Annotated in this window: 15 protein-coding genes; 4 read left to right on the forward strand and 11 right to left on the reverse strand. The window is 39.2% G+C overall.

Going from position 1 to position 16,108, the window contains the following annotated elements:
• Nucleotides 1-272: 272 nt before the first annotated feature.
• The gene (locus IEX29_RS07470; RefSeq protein ID WP_188733848.1) at nt 273-1,223 is read right to left on the reverse strand and encodes an L-threonine 3-dehydrogenase; all 951 of its coding nucleotides are present in this window, start codon (nt 1,221-1,223) and stop codon (nt 273-275) included.
• 36 nt (nt 1,224-1,259) lie between these two features.
• On the reverse strand, nt 1,260-2,450 hold the full coding sequence (locus IEX29_RS07475; protein ID WP_188733849.1) for a glycine C-acetyltransferase: 1,191 nt from the start codon (nt 2,448-2,450) through the stop codon (nt 1,260-1,262).
• 198 nt (nt 2,451-2,648) lie between these two features.
• Between IEX29_RS07475 and IEX29_RS07480 the strand changes: the two genes are divergently transcribed.
• Complete coding sequence (locus IEX29_RS07480; RefSeq protein WP_188733850.1) at nt 2,649-2,789, forward strand: hypothetical protein; 141 nt, start codon at nt 2,649-2,651, stop codon at nt 2,787-2,789.
• Nucleotides 2,790-3,086: 297 nt separating this feature from the next.
• Here the strand turns inward: IEX29_RS07480 and IEX29_RS07485 are convergent, their stop codons facing one another.
• Complete coding sequence (locus tag IEX29_RS07485; protein WP_188733851.1) at nt 3,087-3,938, reverse strand: 3D domain-containing protein; 852 nt, start codon at nt 3,936-3,938, stop codon at nt 3,087-3,089.
• 256 nt (nt 3,939-4,194) lie between these two features.
• A complete protein-coding gene (locus tag IEX29_RS07490) occupies nt 4,195-5,076 on the reverse strand; it encodes a DUF1002 domain-containing protein (RefSeq protein ID WP_188733852.1) in 882 nt (293 codons plus the stop codon).
• 467 nt (nt 5,077-5,543) lie between these two features.
• Between IEX29_RS07490 and IEX29_RS07495 the strand changes: the two genes are divergently transcribed.
• Nucleotides 5,544-6,752 (forward strand): MFS transporter, encoded by a 1,209-nt coding sequence (locus IEX29_RS07495; RefSeq protein WP_188734121.1) that lies wholly within the window; start codon nt 5,544-5,546, stop codon nt 6,750-6,752.
• A gap of 93 nt (nt 6,753-6,845) precedes the next feature.
• The gene (locus IEX29_RS07500) at nt 6,846-7,091 is read left to right on the forward strand and encodes a YuzB family protein (RefSeq protein ID WP_042529296.1); all 246 of its coding nucleotides are present in this window, start codon (nt 6,846-6,848) and stop codon (nt 7,089-7,091) included.
• 248 nt (nt 7,092-7,339) lie between these two features.
• On the opposite strand, the gene IEX29_RS07505 is transcribed toward IEX29_RS07500, so the two are convergent.
• The 7 genes from IEX29_RS07505 to IEX29_RS07535 form a co-directional block, all read right to left on the reverse strand.
• A complete protein-coding gene (locus IEX29_RS07505) occupies nt 7,340-8,509 on the reverse strand; it encodes an iron-containing alcohol dehydrogenase (RefSeq protein WP_188733853.1) in 1,170 nt (389 codons plus the stop codon).
• Nucleotides 8,510-8,520: 11 nt separating this feature from the next.
• A complete protein-coding gene (locus IEX29_RS07510) occupies nt 8,521-8,898 on the reverse strand; it encodes a RidA family protein (RefSeq protein ID WP_188733854.1) in 378 nt (125 codons plus the stop codon).
• Between the two features lie 167 nt (nt 8,899-9,065).
• Nucleotides 9,066-9,722, reverse strand: a complete 657-nt coding sequence (locus IEX29_RS07515; protein WP_188733855.1) for a lysozyme family protein — start codon at nt 9,720-9,722, stop codon at nt 9,066-9,068.
• A gap of 135 nt (nt 9,723-9,857) precedes the next feature.
• Nucleotides 9,858-11,198, reverse strand: coding sequence for an MATE family efflux transporter (locus tag IEX29_RS07520; RefSeq protein ID WP_188733856.1), 1,341 nt, complete (start codon nt 11,196-11,198; stop codon nt 9,858-9,860).
• A gap of 120 nt (nt 11,199-11,318) precedes the next feature.
• On the reverse strand, nt 11,319-13,313 hold the full coding sequence (locus IEX29_RS07525; RefSeq protein WP_188733857.1) for a TRAP transporter permease: 1,995 nt from the start codon (nt 13,311-13,313) through the stop codon (nt 11,319-11,321).
• On the reverse strand, nt 13,297-13,848 hold the full coding sequence (locus IEX29_RS07530; protein ID WP_188733858.1) for a DUF1850 domain-containing protein: 552 nt from the start codon (nt 13,846-13,848) through the stop codon (nt 13,297-13,299). Before IEX29_RS07530 ends, IEX29_RS07525 begins: the two co-directional genes overlap by 17 nt.
• A 128-nt stretch (nt 13,849-13,976) precedes the next feature.
• On the reverse strand, nt 13,977-14,960 hold the full coding sequence (locus IEX29_RS07535; RefSeq protein WP_188733859.1) for a TAXI family TRAP transporter solute-binding subunit: 984 nt from the start codon (nt 14,958-14,960) through the stop codon (nt 13,977-13,979).
• 359 nt (nt 14,961-15,319) lie between these two features.
• Between IEX29_RS07535 and IEX29_RS07540 the strand changes: the two genes are divergently transcribed.
• Nucleotides 15,320-16,108: a serine hydrolase gene (locus IEX29_RS07540; protein ID WP_188733860.1), complete on the forward strand. Its 789-nt coding sequence runs from the start codon at nt 15,320-15,322 to the stop codon at nt 16,106-16,108.

Here is a 16,108-nt window from a genome sequence, read left to right on the forward strand (position 1 = left end):
TTTTTTTGGAAACTTTATATTAGAATTCAAAATAAAACGCTAACAATATGCTGTTATAAAGATTTATTACTGTTTATTCTTTTTTACAACATGTATAAATATGCTCAAACGATTATATTCTTCCATTCTTATCTATTTGATAAAATTAGAAGAACATTATATAATGTCTGCTTTTTGCGCATTAAAAAACACCTCTCAAATAATGAGAAGTGTTTTAAAATATTTATATATAAGTGCATTTTTACCTAAACAGCTCAAACAATTTTATCCTGTCAGGCACTATTTTTCTTTAATTTTTCCCGAATCTTCTTCAGCATATCTATTGTCATACTATCAATATCATATGCCGCTTCAAACCCCCATTCTTCTTTAGCTGCATCTGCATTAATAGAATCTGGCCAGCTCTCTGCAATTCCCTGTCTGACTGGGTCTACCTGATAATCCATTTCAAAATCCGGAATCTGCTTGCAGATTGACGCTGCAAAATGCTCCGGCGCAGCAGACATCGCAGTTATGTTGAACGCGTTACGATGCTTTAATCGATCAGGGTCTGCTTCCATCAGCTGAATAATTGCATTTAAAGCATCTGGCATATACATCATATCCATATGTGTACCTTGAGCAATATAGGACGTATACGTTCCTTTTCGAATTGCTTCGTAATATACTTCTACTGCGTAATCTGTTGTACCACCGCCGGGAGCTGTTACGTACGAAATTAAACCAGGAAAACGGACACCTCTTGTATCTACTCCAAATCTGGAAAAATAATAATCACATAAAAGCTCTCCTGCTACCTTATTCACTCCATACATTGTTGTCGGACGCTGCAAAGTATCCTGCGGTGTATTATCCTTCGGTGTACTTGGCCCAAATGCACCTATAGAGCTGGGCGTAAAGAATTTTAAATCCAATTGCTTAGCTGCTTCCAAAGCATTTACCAGCCCGCCCATATTTATTTCCCAGGCTACTTTCGGGAAAGCCTCTGCCTTCGCTGATAAGAGTGCAGCTAAGTGGATGATGGTATCTACCTTATATTTTTTAGAAATCTCGTATATTTCCTTTTCTTTCGTTACATCAATTTCTTCAAATATTCCTGACGGATTCTCAGGCCTCCGAATATCCGAAGCAATGATATTATCTTCACCGTATGTACTGCGAAGCTGCTCCGTTAATTCTGACCCAATCTGTCCTAATGCACCGGTCACTAAAATTTTTTTCATCTCAGATAACTCCTCTTACTTTTTTGAAGGTCCTCTTTATATAAGTTTCATTTCTTTACCGATTTTTTCATAGATATCCATTGCCTGATCCAGCATCTCTTTCGTATGTGCTGCTGTCGGCATATTCCGGACACGTCCAGTACCTTTTGGAACAGTCGGGAATACAATTGCTTTCGCGTATACACCTTCTTCGTACAGTCTCTTGCTAAATGTCTGTGCCTGCTTCTCATCACCTATAATACAAGGTGTAATCGGGGTCTCACTCTCTCCAATATCAAAGCCCAGTTCTCTTAATCCTTTTTTCAGGTAATTTCCATTCTCCCACAGTTTCTCGTTCAATTCTGTGCTTTCCATTAGAATTTCAATCGCTCTTGTGCTCGCTATCGCATCTGCCGGAGATACGGCTGTTGAGAATAAGAATGGACGGGAGCGGACCTTAAGCCAATCAATCAGCGCCTGTTTTCCTGCAACATAACCGCCGACGACACCGATTGCTTTGGACAGCGTCCCCATTTGAAAATCAACTTTCTCCTGCAGTCCAAAATGTTTTACAGTACCGGCGCCAGCTCCTGTTACCCCAGATCCGTGTGCATCATCCACATAGGTAATTAAATCAAACTCTTCGGCAATTTCTACAATCTCAGGCAGTTTAGCAATGTCTCCATCCATTGAGAAAACACCATCTGTAATCACCATAATTTTATTATATGCTCCCGATTCTACTGCTTCTTTCGCTTTAGCGCGCAGATGATCCATATCAGAATGCTCAAACCGGATAATTTTTGCTTTGGATAAGCGGCAGCCATCAATAATAGAGGCATGGTTTAGAGAGTCTGAAAGAATAGCATCGTTTTTATCCATGACGGCTGAAATAGCCGCCATATTACAGTTAAAACCGGATTGATAGGCGATGGCTGCTTCTGTTCCTTTAAAAGCAGCAATTCTTTTTTCCAATTCAATATGCAAATCCAGTGTTCCATTAATCGTACGGACAGCACCAGCTCCAACACCATGTGAATCAATTGCCTGTTTCGCCGCATCCTTTAATTCCGGATGCGTTGCCAGGCCTAAATAGTTATTGGAAGAAAGATTGATTAACTTTTTCCCTTTAATCATAATCTCAGGGCCATTCGCACCTTCTACTGTATCAATTTCGTTATACAGACCATTTTCCTTCAAATCAGCAATGTTTGTTTCCAAAAACTGGTCTAAATTCCGACTTGTCATACACCTCATCCTCCCTTAAATCGTCATAAATGTAATCCCTTACAAGTATAACATATAAGTAATCCAATCCAACCATTCACAGAATTAGCGAATATATACGAAAATTTATGTTTTTCCTGCTAGCCAAGATGTATACTTTAGCCTATACTTAGAGAGTTGATTATTATTCAAGTTTATGATGGAGGGTTGAAAAGAAACATGCGAAAGGTTCTACTTACTTTGTTCATTTTTGTCATCGCTGCAGTAGGAGCTTTGGGTTATTCAAATGCTCACAACGATAATAATGAAGAAATTGAACAAAATCCGGCTGCCACTTCTACAGAAATCCACAGCAACTAAGGAACAATCAGGCACTCATTAGTTTTAGATAAAAGCATATATGTTTAAGAGGATGTTTAAATACAATCTATATAACAAAAAGCTGAAATAAAAAAATAGCACAAGGTGTCATGCTTCTTAATATAATAAAGTGTGGTACCTTTTTTTATGCATTAAAAAGTCAAGAAAATCACTTGGTCTTCAAATACTGATGTTCTTGCCGAGGAGATATTTCATTGCTTTCTTATTCAAAAAAAATAGCTTAAGAGTTCTACTAAACTCTCAAGCTACTTTTATAATATCTATTTTAAAGGGATTTTATTCAACGATTGTTACGTTAACTTGCTGTCTTCCAAAGCTCAATGCTTCTTCTTGGGATGGTACGTGAAGATCGATTTTGTTTCCTTGGATTGCACCGCCGGTATCAGCAGCTGTTGCATAACCATAACCTTCTACGTATACTTTACTTCCCAGTGGAATAACACTTGGATCTACTGCAATAACTTTTGCATTTGGATCTGCATTTAAATCTACTCCTGTTGCAGTAACTCCAGAGCATCCATTACATCCTGCTGTATATGCAGTTGCTTCTACAGAAATTGTTTTTCCCTGTGGAGACTCATCAGAGGATTGTTCTTCTGATTCAGAAGCTGACTCTTCATTTGAAGTTTGCTCAACAACTACTTCTTCTTCTGCAGGCTCTTCAGCCGGTTCCTCTGCAGATTCTTCTTCTGTAGCCGGCTCTTCAGCGGGCTCCTCTTCTACAGCTGGTTCTGCAGCTTCAGCAGTTGCTCCATTTATTGATAACTCAGCACCAATAACAATGATGTCCGAAGAAAGTTTATTCCATTCTTTTATATCTTTCACGGATACACCGAATTCTTTGGAGATATCTGAAAGTGTATCACCTTTTTCAACTGTGTATACTGAAGATTCTTCACCATCTTCATCTGGTTGACTTATATAGATAACATCTTCTGGATGAATAACCGTTGTTGTAAGACTATTTATATCAAGTAAGTTTTGTACGCTAGTATCATATTGATCGGCAATCTTCCATAAGCTTTCTCCTGCTTCGACCTTATGTTCATTTTCTTCAGCGGAAACTGTTGTTGCAGCTGCACCGGTAATAATAATTCCAGCAGATAATGCTGCTACGAGTTTTCTCATCTGATAACCTCCTTTGTTTTTTCACAATCACTATCCTATCACAGGATACAAGAGAATACAGTTACAGGACGGTTAAGTGTGAATGACAATGATTACATAATACTCGTTTACTATTACATTTGTAACAATTCTGTTATAGAAACGAGCAGTACTACTTGTTTTATGACAAATCAACGTCAAACAGGAGGGTCTGTAACAATAAAAAAGAGCTCTCTTTTTATAGAGAACCCTTCCTCAAACGCTTGCCAGTCTTCAATTAGCTGCTAAAAAAGTTTGAAATCGCACGGAAAATATCACTGAAGAAGTTCGCTACTTTCTGCCAGAATCCTTCGTCTAAACCTAAATCTTCTGCCCTTTCGACAAGGTTGTTTGTAATATCCTCCAATTGTTCTTTCATTGACCCAAAGTCAATGTCTAAATCCCTCATTCTATTTACTAAATCAATAAGCATCTGCCGATCGGCATCATTCAGCTGGATATCAAGATTGTTCAGCTGCTCATTAACGATTTGTTCCACTTCTTCTTTTGTAACTGGATTCTGTTCAGCAATCATTTTCTTAATTTCTGTTAAAAGTGTACTTACATCTTCATCACTGACATCTTCATTGTCTGCCAGGTCAGTTGCCACTTCTAACTCATCATTTGCCAGTTCCATCCGGTCTTTATCTAATTCTACTCCTTCTACATCATAGGCTTTATAAATTCCTGTCAATGCAGAGTGGCCGGATACCTTCACAGGAGATACCACATCCACTGTTACATTTTCTGCCCCGGCTGTCAGCAGGGCATTCATATACATTTCTTTTGTTACCTCTGTTATATTATCTGGTGTTAAAATATTCACTTCCAGTCCACTGTCGCCTGACTCCAAAGTAATTCTTGCAGAAGAGTACATATTTGAATCTGGATTTCCGTTTATAAAATCAGCATAATCCTGGCCTGTAACGTCATGCTCTTCATATGTGTCATCGTCTGAGATGCCCAATATTTCCCTGACCTCTGTACGCTGGCTGTCATTAAGCTTTTCTCCATAGATAATTGTAGTATTAGAAGTTGCTGAAACTGGCAATAAGATGCTAAAAAATAATATCAAGCTTAGCGCACCGTATTTCAACACCGATACTAACTTTTTATTCATTTTGTTTACTCCTTTTCTTCGTAAGGGCTATCCGCGCTTACTTCTGATATTTGTTGCAGAGCAACTATCGTCATCTATTATACCTTGTAGAAAAAATGTTTACATGTTTTTAAACAATTAATTTATATTTTATGAGCAGATAACTTTTCATTTAGTTCGTGTTTGTGTATATTTGGAGTAGCGAAATAAATGAAGATACGATTACGGGATTTTCGTATCCTCCTGTTTGATAAGAACAGGAATTCTACAGATGGTAAACGCAAACGAATTTGCAAAACTTAAACGGACGGCTGCAGATTGTTTTAGAGAAGGTATGGGTCATTGGCACTTATGCCTTTTTCATATGTACTCGTGCGCTTATACCATTCTGAATACATGTATATGAATCTGCAGTTTATGCAAAAAGCTAGAAAGAAGGTTTGAACGTTATTAATACACATCCAGGAGTAAAACGGAACTTGGTGATTATGTGGCTTGCTAATTTCTTTATTAGCGGAAGCATGACAATGGTTGTACCTTTTATTTCCTTGTACATTCAATCAATGGGAAACTTTTCAGCTTCCTATGTACAAACATGGTCAGGGTTAACCTTTGCCGTTACTTTCATCAGTGCATTTATCTTTGCACCGATTTGGGGAAGAGTCGGTGATCGCTTTGGCAGAAAACGTCTGATGGTTATGTCAGCATTGGGAATTGGTATTTCGGTATTTTTAATGGGGTTTGCGACAACGGTATGGCAATTATTTATTTTACGCCTTTTAATGGGGATTGTAACAGGATTTATTCCCATGTCTCAGGCATTTATCGCAACTCAAACTCCAAAAGAAGTTGCAGGAAGAGTATTAGGAACCCTGCAGACAGGAACGATTACTGGATCTCTAATGGGACCATTGCTCGGCGGAGCACTTGCTGACGCATTCGGTTATTCCAGCACCTTTAAATGGGTGGCGGTAACTATCTTTATATCCGGATTGCTCGTCATATTCGGGGTTAAAGAAATGCAGGTTAAATTTTCAAAAGAGGAAGATACGAAGAACTACTCAAGAAAAGAAGTTCTGCAGTATATTCTTAATAAGCCAATCTTATTGATTGTTCTATTGATGTCAGCTCTTGTACAGATAGCACACTTTAGTGTCCAGCCAATCTTATCACTATTTGTTGAAGAAATTCACGGACCAGTCAATCTGGCATTCTTTGCAGGTATCGCTTTCTCAGCAACAGGAGTTGGAAATCTAATGATGACCAGGCGCTGGGGAATGATTGGAGATAACCACGGCTATACAAAAGTATTGATTGTGATGTTGTTTGCATCCGGATTAGTTTACCTGCCGGGTATGTTTATAACAAACATTTGGCAATTGGTCGTTTTACGATTCTTACTTGGACTATTCCTTGGCGGGATTATTCCAATCCGTGTAGCGTATATTCGCAAAGAAGCGCCTCTTTCTACGCAAGGAGAAGTGCTTGGCTACGATACAAGTTTACGCTTTTTCGGTAATATTATCGGACCGATGCTTGGTGGTACAATTGCAGCCACATGGGGATTTTCTTCTGTCTTTTTAACTACAGGACTGCTGCTTATCCTTTGCGGCTTTATTATGCTTATTGCCTGGTTACGCTATGAGCATGAACCAAATACAAAACGATCCCATTCACATACTTTCTCCTCCAGATAAAAATATTGATTTGTTTCTATAATTATGCTAAAACTAACAAAGCAAGGTTAATTTTTATAGAAAACACATTATTATGGAAAGAAAGTGATAGCAATGGGTATCGTTGTCGTCGAAATATGTGACGGAAATGCCATCACTACTATAGATATTGAATCCATCTTAGAGAAAGAATTCCCTGAGGTTGCGGTTCTAATGAACGAATGCTTATCATTCTGTGGCCTATGTGCTGTACGTCCATATGCCTTAGTAAATAATAAACGTGTATTTGGGAAGACGCCGGAAGAATGTCTTGATAAAATACGTTTGCAAATTAAAGAAGAGCTTGCAGTTTATGAATAACTGCAAGCTCTTTTTGCATAAGGTAATAAAGTATAAAATTTAACATGAATTAATTCTTATTCAGTAATAGCCACATCCAGCTCCAAGCGCCAAAAACTAGGAGATTTCACGTCGCGCCCTACGATAAGTCAACATCGGCTCGTCACCTCACCGTGTTTCCTTTATCTCAGTTGCGCCGCTCCAATCTCTACGTTTTTTAACGGGCGCTCTCCACTTTTAGTTTTATTTCGACAATATTTCCCGGGAAATCACAGACTTGCTTCGAAAATTTCCAATGAGTCTTTTTTGGTTAGAGATCGATAGTTACCAAATGTCGAATTCGCTATAACGGTTTTTTCCGCCATTTCTTTCACGGTTGATTCATCTATATTATAGTCTGCCAATCTGGATGGAGCTCCAAGCTTATTCCAGAATTCACGTAAGCAATCAATTCCTTCCAAGGCAACTACTTTATCCGATTTCCCTCTTGTATCCACGCCAAAAACACGGACAGCAAATTGTTTAAAACGCTGCACATTATTCTCGTCTAACACATGCTTCATCCAATTTGGAAACAGGATCGCCAAACCGCCGCCATGTGGAATATCATGGACTGCCGATACCGCATGCTCTAAGTTATGTGTAGCCCAATCACCGCGATAGCCTAAATTCAACATATTATTTAAAGCAAGCGTTCCGCCAAGCATCGCTGTAGACCTGTAGGCATAATTTTCAGGATCTGCCAAAAGCTTAGGGCCAACATCAATTAATGTTAATAAAATACCTTCGCACCATCTGTCTTGAATTGGTGTATTTTCTTCATGGTGAAAATAGTGCTCTAATACATGTGACATCATATCCACTAATCCATAAATTGTTTGATCATGCGGTACAGAGAAAGTGTGCACAGGATCTAAAATAGAAAATCTTGGATAAGTGTAGGGAGAGCCCCATCCATGCTTTTCATTGGTTTCCCAATTGGTAATAACAGAGCCTGAATTCATCTCCGAGCCTGTAGCAGCTAAGGTAAGAATGGTTCCAAATGGCAGTGCACCTGCAGGCTTTTCTTTTTTCGTCACTACATCCCACATATCTGCATCTGTGACAGCACCGACAGCGATTGCTTTCGTACAGTCAATCGTACTGCCCCCGCCTACAGCTAAAATAAAATCAATTTTCTGCTCACGACAGATACGGACGCCCTCACGTACAGTAGAAACCCGGGGATTTGGTTCTACGCCGGACAGTTCAAAAATCTCTGCATTGATTTTTTCCAATTCTTCTAATACGCGGTCATAGATGCCGTTCCTTTTAATACTTCCGCCACCGTATACAATCAGGATGCGGCTGCCATAAGGCCGGATTTCACCAGACAGCTTTTCTATCTGACCTTTTCCAAAAATGAGTTTTGTTGGATTGTGATAGATAAAATTCTCCATGTAATCTCTCCTTACGCTTTACGGTATGCAACAATATCCATTTCCACGAGAACATCCTTTGGCAAACGACTTACTTCTACACAAGCACGTGCCGGATATGGTTCCTCCAGAGCTGCTCCATAGATTTCATTTACGGTTGCGAAATCCTCCATTGAATTTAAGAAAATAGTAAATTTCACAGCGTTGTTAAAGCTCAAATCCGCCTCTTCTAAAATGGCTTGTAAGTTTGCTAACACCTGTTTTGTTTGTGCTTCAATTCCTTCGACTACTTCACCTGTTGCCGGATCAATCGGAATTTGTCCTGAAATATAAAGAAAATCTCCTGCCTCAATTGCTTGAGAGTATGGTCCAATTGCTGCTGGTGCGTTGTTTGTCTGAATAGCTTTCATAAAAAATCATCCTCCACCCAATTTTTTAATACATCTTGTTGCCACAATCATCTGCCTGGAAATTTCCAGCGGCAAAAAAAAACATTTTCACACATAAAAAAGATATGACAACTTCTTGTATGTAGAAATAACTCTTAATAAAGAGAATTTCGTATACTGTTATCATATCAGTTTTCCGATTCCATTTCTATTGCTTCCTTATAAGTCATTACAGAAGAAACATAATAAATATCGCCATAGCACGCATCTAATTCTTCCGCTTCTTCCCTGCGACAGGAATAAATGGAGCTATCTTTCCCTGACTCCTCATACATATTTTGCGAATAGGCAATTGCCGCTTCTTCCGAATAGTTCTCCTCCATCTCCCGAACATACTTAATAAAACCGGGGCCAAAATTATAAGCTTGTACAGCTAATTCCAGATCACCTTCCGCCTGCTCGTATATCCAGGCAAAAAAGGATACTCCCTGCTCAATAGAATGCTCCGGGTCATCAATACAGCCTACTTTCCCGCATAAGCTTTCTGAGGATTGCATCGGATCATTACCACGACCGCCGGATTCCTGCATCATCATTGCCAGAATCGTATCCGTCTGATCTTCAATTCCATGCTGTTGTGCATATTTCTCAACCAATGGTTTATATTCCCAAATCTGCTGATTTAAGGCCGGTACAGGATCAGCCCTTTCAAACTCCTGCTCCGGCTTATCAGTAATTTGATAAACTATTAAGGACAGTATCATTAAGGACAGACCGAATACAAGCCCGATTATCATTAGATATTTTATTAAATTTACCAGTTGACGCCATTTCTTTCGTTTCATTATCTTTTCTCCTTTGAAACTTTCCCTAGCTTAAGCATCCCCCACACAGAGAATCCGTATACCATATGACCTGACAGCCAGATAATCCATGACCATATGTGCCAATCAGCCAAATCATTTGGTGTCCCTCCCTGTTCAAGCATCTGCAAATAATTTCTTCTCTTTCCATTTCCCGAAACGATAATACATGATAGCTGCGATACTGCTTAGGATAAAGCTTGCCCCTACACCGAATGCAATACCAATCTCACCAAACAGATTGGAGAACCAGGCTGTAAGCGGATAGCGCAAAATCCAGAAGGAAATAATATTCAACATCAAAACCGGATACATTGCGCCAGCTGCACGGACTACTCCATTTAATATGAAGTTAATTCCTAAAAACGGATAGCATAGTGCAACAATCTGGAGATATAATGTTCCAAATCGAACTGATGCTTCGTCCTGGATAAATAATCTTACACCATATTCAGCAAAAACAGCGACAATAATGCCAATCAAAAGCATAATAATAAAATTATAGATGACGCCGTATTTAGCAACAGATCTGACTCTTTCCCAATTCTGTGCACCTATATTTTGACCGGCCATACTGGAAATCGCAATGCTTAAAGCATGTGCCGGCAGCATCAATAAGCTGTCCAAGCGTTGCGCCGCACTATATCCTGAGACAACAGCCTCTCCCTGCGCAGCTACAACCCCAATAATCGCTGCTGCTCCGGCAGAAATAACGGCCATTTGCAGGCTGGAAGGAATGCCGATATGCAGAATTAATTTAATTTCTTGCCATTTTGGCAGACTTGGGATAGCAAAAGGAGCCAAATTCTTTTTTACTATATAAAAGAAACCGAGCAAAAAAGAAAACCCTTGTGATACTACTGTAGCATATCCTGCACCAGTAATGCCCCATCCAAACACATGAATAAATAACGGGTCCAGTACCGCATTTAATATCACTGCTGCTGTTACAAAATAGAGTGGCGTTTTGCTGTCTCCTATCGAACGTAAAACGGTACTTATAAAGTTATAGCCGAATAATAACAGGATTCCCATAAAATTTATCCGTAAATAAGCTGCTGCATCTGCCAGCATCGTTTCAGGTGTCCCCAGTAAATTCAGCAGAACTTCTGCAAAAATAAATCCTGAGACACCGAGCAGCAATGCAATACATGTCATAAGAACAACAAATGCGTTCAAATAGCGCTTCAAGCCTTCCTCATTCTGTTTTCCCTTTTGCTGGGACAAGATAGTTAAGGCGGCATTATTTAATCCAATAATAAGCGAAAGTACGACAAATATAATGCTCCCGGAGATGGCAACAGCACCCAAAGCATTTGCACCAAGCAAATTTCCCACCCACAGACTATCTACAAATTGGTAGGATGTCTGCAACAGGTTTGCCAAAAGAATTGGCCCTGAAAAATAAAAAAGACTTTTCCCGATACTGCCTTTTGTAAAATCATATTTCTTCGCCATTTATCTGCACTCCTGATTCTTTCTTATACCCTTTGTTTTTTATTATAAAGGGAAATTCTTAAAAAAAGAAAGAAATGCTTATTATATTACATAATAAGCATTTCTTTCATATAACTTATATTAACTGGCTTGAACCCTGCTGTTCCGGTCTGTTTTATCCCTCGACATGTACTGAATAACAAACATAACAGCAAATATAACAAATCCGATCGTATCAGAGTACCCTTCCGGATAAATCAATAGAAGTCCGGCAATAATTGCTATAATCCGTTCATACCATTTCACATGTCGATACCAATAGCCAATCATACCGGCACCAATTGCAATCATTCCCAGCATGGCAGTAATTAATGACATAATTACTTCAAAAACTGTCGAATCAATCATTAATAATGTCGGATTCAGCACGAACATATATGGTATGATAAACGCAGCAATGGCAAGCCTGGTTGCATTAGCTCCCGTTCGAATTGGTTCTCCCCCTGATATACCGCTTGCTGCAAAGGCTGCCAGGGCAACTGGCGGCGTAATATCTGCAACAATACCAAAGTAGAATACGAACATATGTGCAGCTAATATTGGAATAGCAACATCCAACTGACCATTCAGTGCCACAATAGCCGGTAAGGCAATCGTAGAAGTAATAATATAGTTAGCTGTTGTTGGAGATCCCATTCCAAGAATAATCGATGTAATCATGGTAAATACAAGTGTCAGCATTAACTGAATTTCTGGTGAATTGGCAATCGAACCAGCAATAGAGACCAAACTGTTACCAAGCGTCAGGCCAAGCCCTGTTTTAGTAACTACACCGACAATAATCCCGGCACATGCAGTTGCTGCTGCTACACCGAGTGCAGTTCGGGCACCCTGTTCCAATGCCACAAGAAATTTTGTCGGCGTAATCCTTGTATCCTTTCGAAACAGACTGACAAGAACGATAGATAAAATACCATAAACAGCAGCACGTTCTACACTCATACCCGCAAACAAGAAATAGACAATCGCTAAAATTGGTATTAATAAATGTATTTTTTTCAAAACGGTACGCTTACTCGGTATTTCCTCATCCGGCAATCCAACTAAGCCTGTTCGTTTTGCCTCAAAGTGTGTCATAATCCAAATACCTGCGAAATATAGTATCGCCGGAATAATAGCTGCTTTAGCAATATTCCAGTAGCTTTCCCCGGCAAACTCGATCATTAAAAAGGCGGCTGCCCCCATAATTGGCGGCATGATTTGTCCACCCGTTGAAGCGGCTGCCTCAACAGCACCGGCAAAGTTCTTCCGATAACCGAGCTTTTTCATCATGGGAATTGTGTATGATCCCGTTGTTACTGTATTCGCAACTGAGCTTCCTGAAATTGTTCCATTTAAAGCACTGGAGAAGATAGCTACCTTGGCTGGTCCGCCGACTCTTTTTCCTGCAATAGATATAGCTAAATCATTAAAATAATTTCCAATACCTGTCTGTACTAAGAAAGCTCCAAATAAAAGGAACAAGAATATAATAGTGGATGATACCTGTAAAGGTGTACCCAATATTCCTTCTGTTGTAAAGAACATCGATTGAATCAGCTGTTCAAGCGACAGTCCTCTGTGTGCAAAAGCTCCCGGCATATAGGGACCGAACAGTGCATAACAAAGAAACAGCAGCGCAATAATGATGATTGGAAGTCCAACTGCCCGTCTGGCTGCTTCAAGTACAAGTAAAATAGCTAAGCCGCCAATTATCATTTGCCCCAGTGAAATCCCGCCAAATTGCTGAACAAGTGTATCATAAAATACCGGCCAATAGCCGCAGACAGCAATTGCTAGAACCATTAAAACATAGTCATACCATGGAACTGTATCTTTCTTTGCTCCGCGGACAGCCGGAAACAATAAGAAAATAAGTACAAGCGCGAAGCCTAAGTGAACGGTACGCTGGATGTAGGCTGTAAACTGCCCGAAAATACCGGTGTACAACTGAAATATCGAAAATGCAATTAGCAGGAGGAAGACAACACTGGCAATAATTCCTTTTAAATTTCTTGTTTTTGATTCTGTATCATATTTTTCTAATAATTCCTGCTGCTCTTTTTCTGAGAGATTTTCATTATTTTTCTCGCTCATGAATCCTCTCTCCTTCCCAATAATCTAATAACGTAATCCAATCTATTTTTACTTGATACCAGTCACCTGGTTCAAAGTAATCGTTAAAAGGTACTTCACAGCATGCCTCATCATTACTGTCCCTATCCCCCCAGGCTAAGCGGTGATTGGACACAACCTCCCCATTACGGATATTTAACGATTCAAACTGATGCTTCATATTTCTGATATGATATTTTCCATCCTCATAGATAAATTCTTCATTCTCTCCGGCATTACTGGGCATTCCGATACCAAATTCTTCGTATATAATTTCGTATTGCTCAATTTGTAAATCATCTGTTACTTTATATTTTTCAACCACATCCGTTAAGTGAATCGAATGTGTAAAGGTAATTGAGAAAGAATCATTTTCATGTAAAGGTAAAAAGGCCGTCAATTCTCCGGATTCACCATCATGAAAGATCAAAGCTGTCTGAAACGGATAATTCACGCCAATACCAATTCCAATAACGATAATTAATACAAGCAAAATAAGACCTTTCTTCCTTTGCATCTCAGCATCACCTAATTAACATTCAATTAAAATAATAGCTTTTTCTATGACAAGTCTTCTATGATATTTTTTTCTAAAAAAACCGGCAGCCTTTCCCTATCCATCAGGGTGGTGCCGGCTTATTCAGGTTAATTATCCAATTCAATTCCCTCTTCATCAAAATATTTCTTTGCACCTGGATGTAAATCAATGCCAATTCCATCTAATGCGTTATCCAGCGTGATAAAGGAAGATTTTTCATGTGCCATTCCTTCAGCATTTTCATAAAGAGCCTTTGTTATATCATAAACAAGGTCTTCGGATAAGGAATCGCTGACTGCCAGCATTGCCAGGACTGCTACTGTTTCTACATCTTCATCCAGCCCATAAGTTCCTGCTTCAACAGTGTCTGGAGCATAATAAGGGTACGCATCCACCAGCTCATCAATTTTATCTTGAGTAAATGGTACAATTGCAACATCTACAGTTGCGGATAAACCTTCTACAGCACCCGTCGGTGTTCCAGCTGTAATAAATGCTGCATCAATATTACCATCTTGAATACCGCCTGTAGATTCACCGAAATCCAGATTTTGCGCATCAATATCATCCATTGTTAAACCATGGACTTCTAAAATCTGCTCAGCATTAATATATGTTCCTGAACCTGGTGCGCCTACTGATACTGTTCGTCCTTCGAGATCTTCTACAGACTCGATTCCAGAATCACCGGTCGTTACAATCTGCACTGTTTCAGGGTATAGAGAACCCAGTGCTAATACATGCTCTACAGGCTCATCAAAAGCATTAATTCCTTCCACAGCGTGTGCTACAACGTCAGTTTGTACAAAAGCAATATCTACATCACCATTTTCAATCGATAGCACGTTTTCTGCGGACGCATTGGAAGAAATAGCATTTGCTGTTACATCTGTATTTTTAGATATAATGTTCGCCATTTCTCCACCAAGCGGATAGTAGGTCCCGCTTGTACCACCGGTAGCAAGCTGAAGCATGTCAGGATCAGTGCTGCTGTCTCCTTCGCTGCTATCATTATCACCCCCGCCACAGGCTGCCAAAAATAAGAATAATGCAAAAATAAGTGCGAGCGGGCTTAACCATTTCTTTTTCATTCAAAGTCCCCCTTTTTATTAGAATACTTGGTCATCACTAATCCTTTAAGTGACAACCTTTGTTGCGCTTATACAAATAAGAAAGTTTAGACCTTCTTAACTGCCAAAAAAGTATAATACCTGTAATAAGTTTACAATATCATTAACATTAAAGTCAAATTATTCTTAAAATAGCAAGCGATTACATTTTAATGTATAAAATCTTCAGTATTTTAAACTTTTTTTATTGTATGTTATACTCCCGGAGAAAATACTCTATATTCTATTATCATCACAATGCGAATTGCAAGTAATTCTTGACTATTTTTTGAATATTCCATACAATTATAATAATCTACTTTAAAACGAGGTGAGGAAGCTTGTCATTAAAATTGTTAAAGCATGCAATCTATTCTATAAAACCCTTACCGCCAGTAAAAATTTGTTACCTTATTAAACATGGGGAACATCAGATTGCTTTTAATGAGAGGAAGCAGCTCCGCGCAGCCAGTATTATTAAATTGTTTATCCTTGCCGCTGCCTATTATGAAGAAGAAAGAGGAAATGTTGATCTGTCAAAGCAGGTGACTATCCCTGCATCAGCTATGACAGGCGGTTCCGGAATTGTTGCTTATTTATCAGATAAACAGACTTATACGTACCAGCAGCTGCTTGAACTGATGATTATTGTTTCTGATAATACAGCAACCAATGCCCTTATTGATTTCATCGGACTGGGCAGTATTCAGACCTTTATCGAAAAAATTCATTGCGAAAATACGAAATTAGAGAGAAAGCTGATGGATGAAAAAGCAATAAAGCTTGGATTGGAAAATGTAACAACCTGCTATGATGTTATGCTTCTGCTTGACTTATTTACAGAAGATAACAGCGTTCTGCCAAAACAGCGCCGGCAGCAGATTTTAGCTGTCTTAGAAAACCAGCAGTTTAACAGTAAGCTGACCGCTTTTTCTTCCTATGATTCAACTATCAGGACTTTTCATAAAACAGGAGAGCTGACTGGAGCGGAGCATGATGCCGCTATATTTCAAACAGCAGATAAGCTTCTCAAAGCTGTTGTGCTTACCGAGGGCTGGGCAAATAATGGAGAAGGCCAGCAATTCCATCAGGCGGCAGGAGCACATATATACCATTATTTGAAAGGGTAA

This window comes from Oceanobacillus neutriphilus, from assembly GCF_014645515.1.
GTDB lineage: Bacteria > Bacillota > Bacilli > Bacillales > Amphibacillaceae > Oceanobacillus > Oceanobacillus neutriphilus.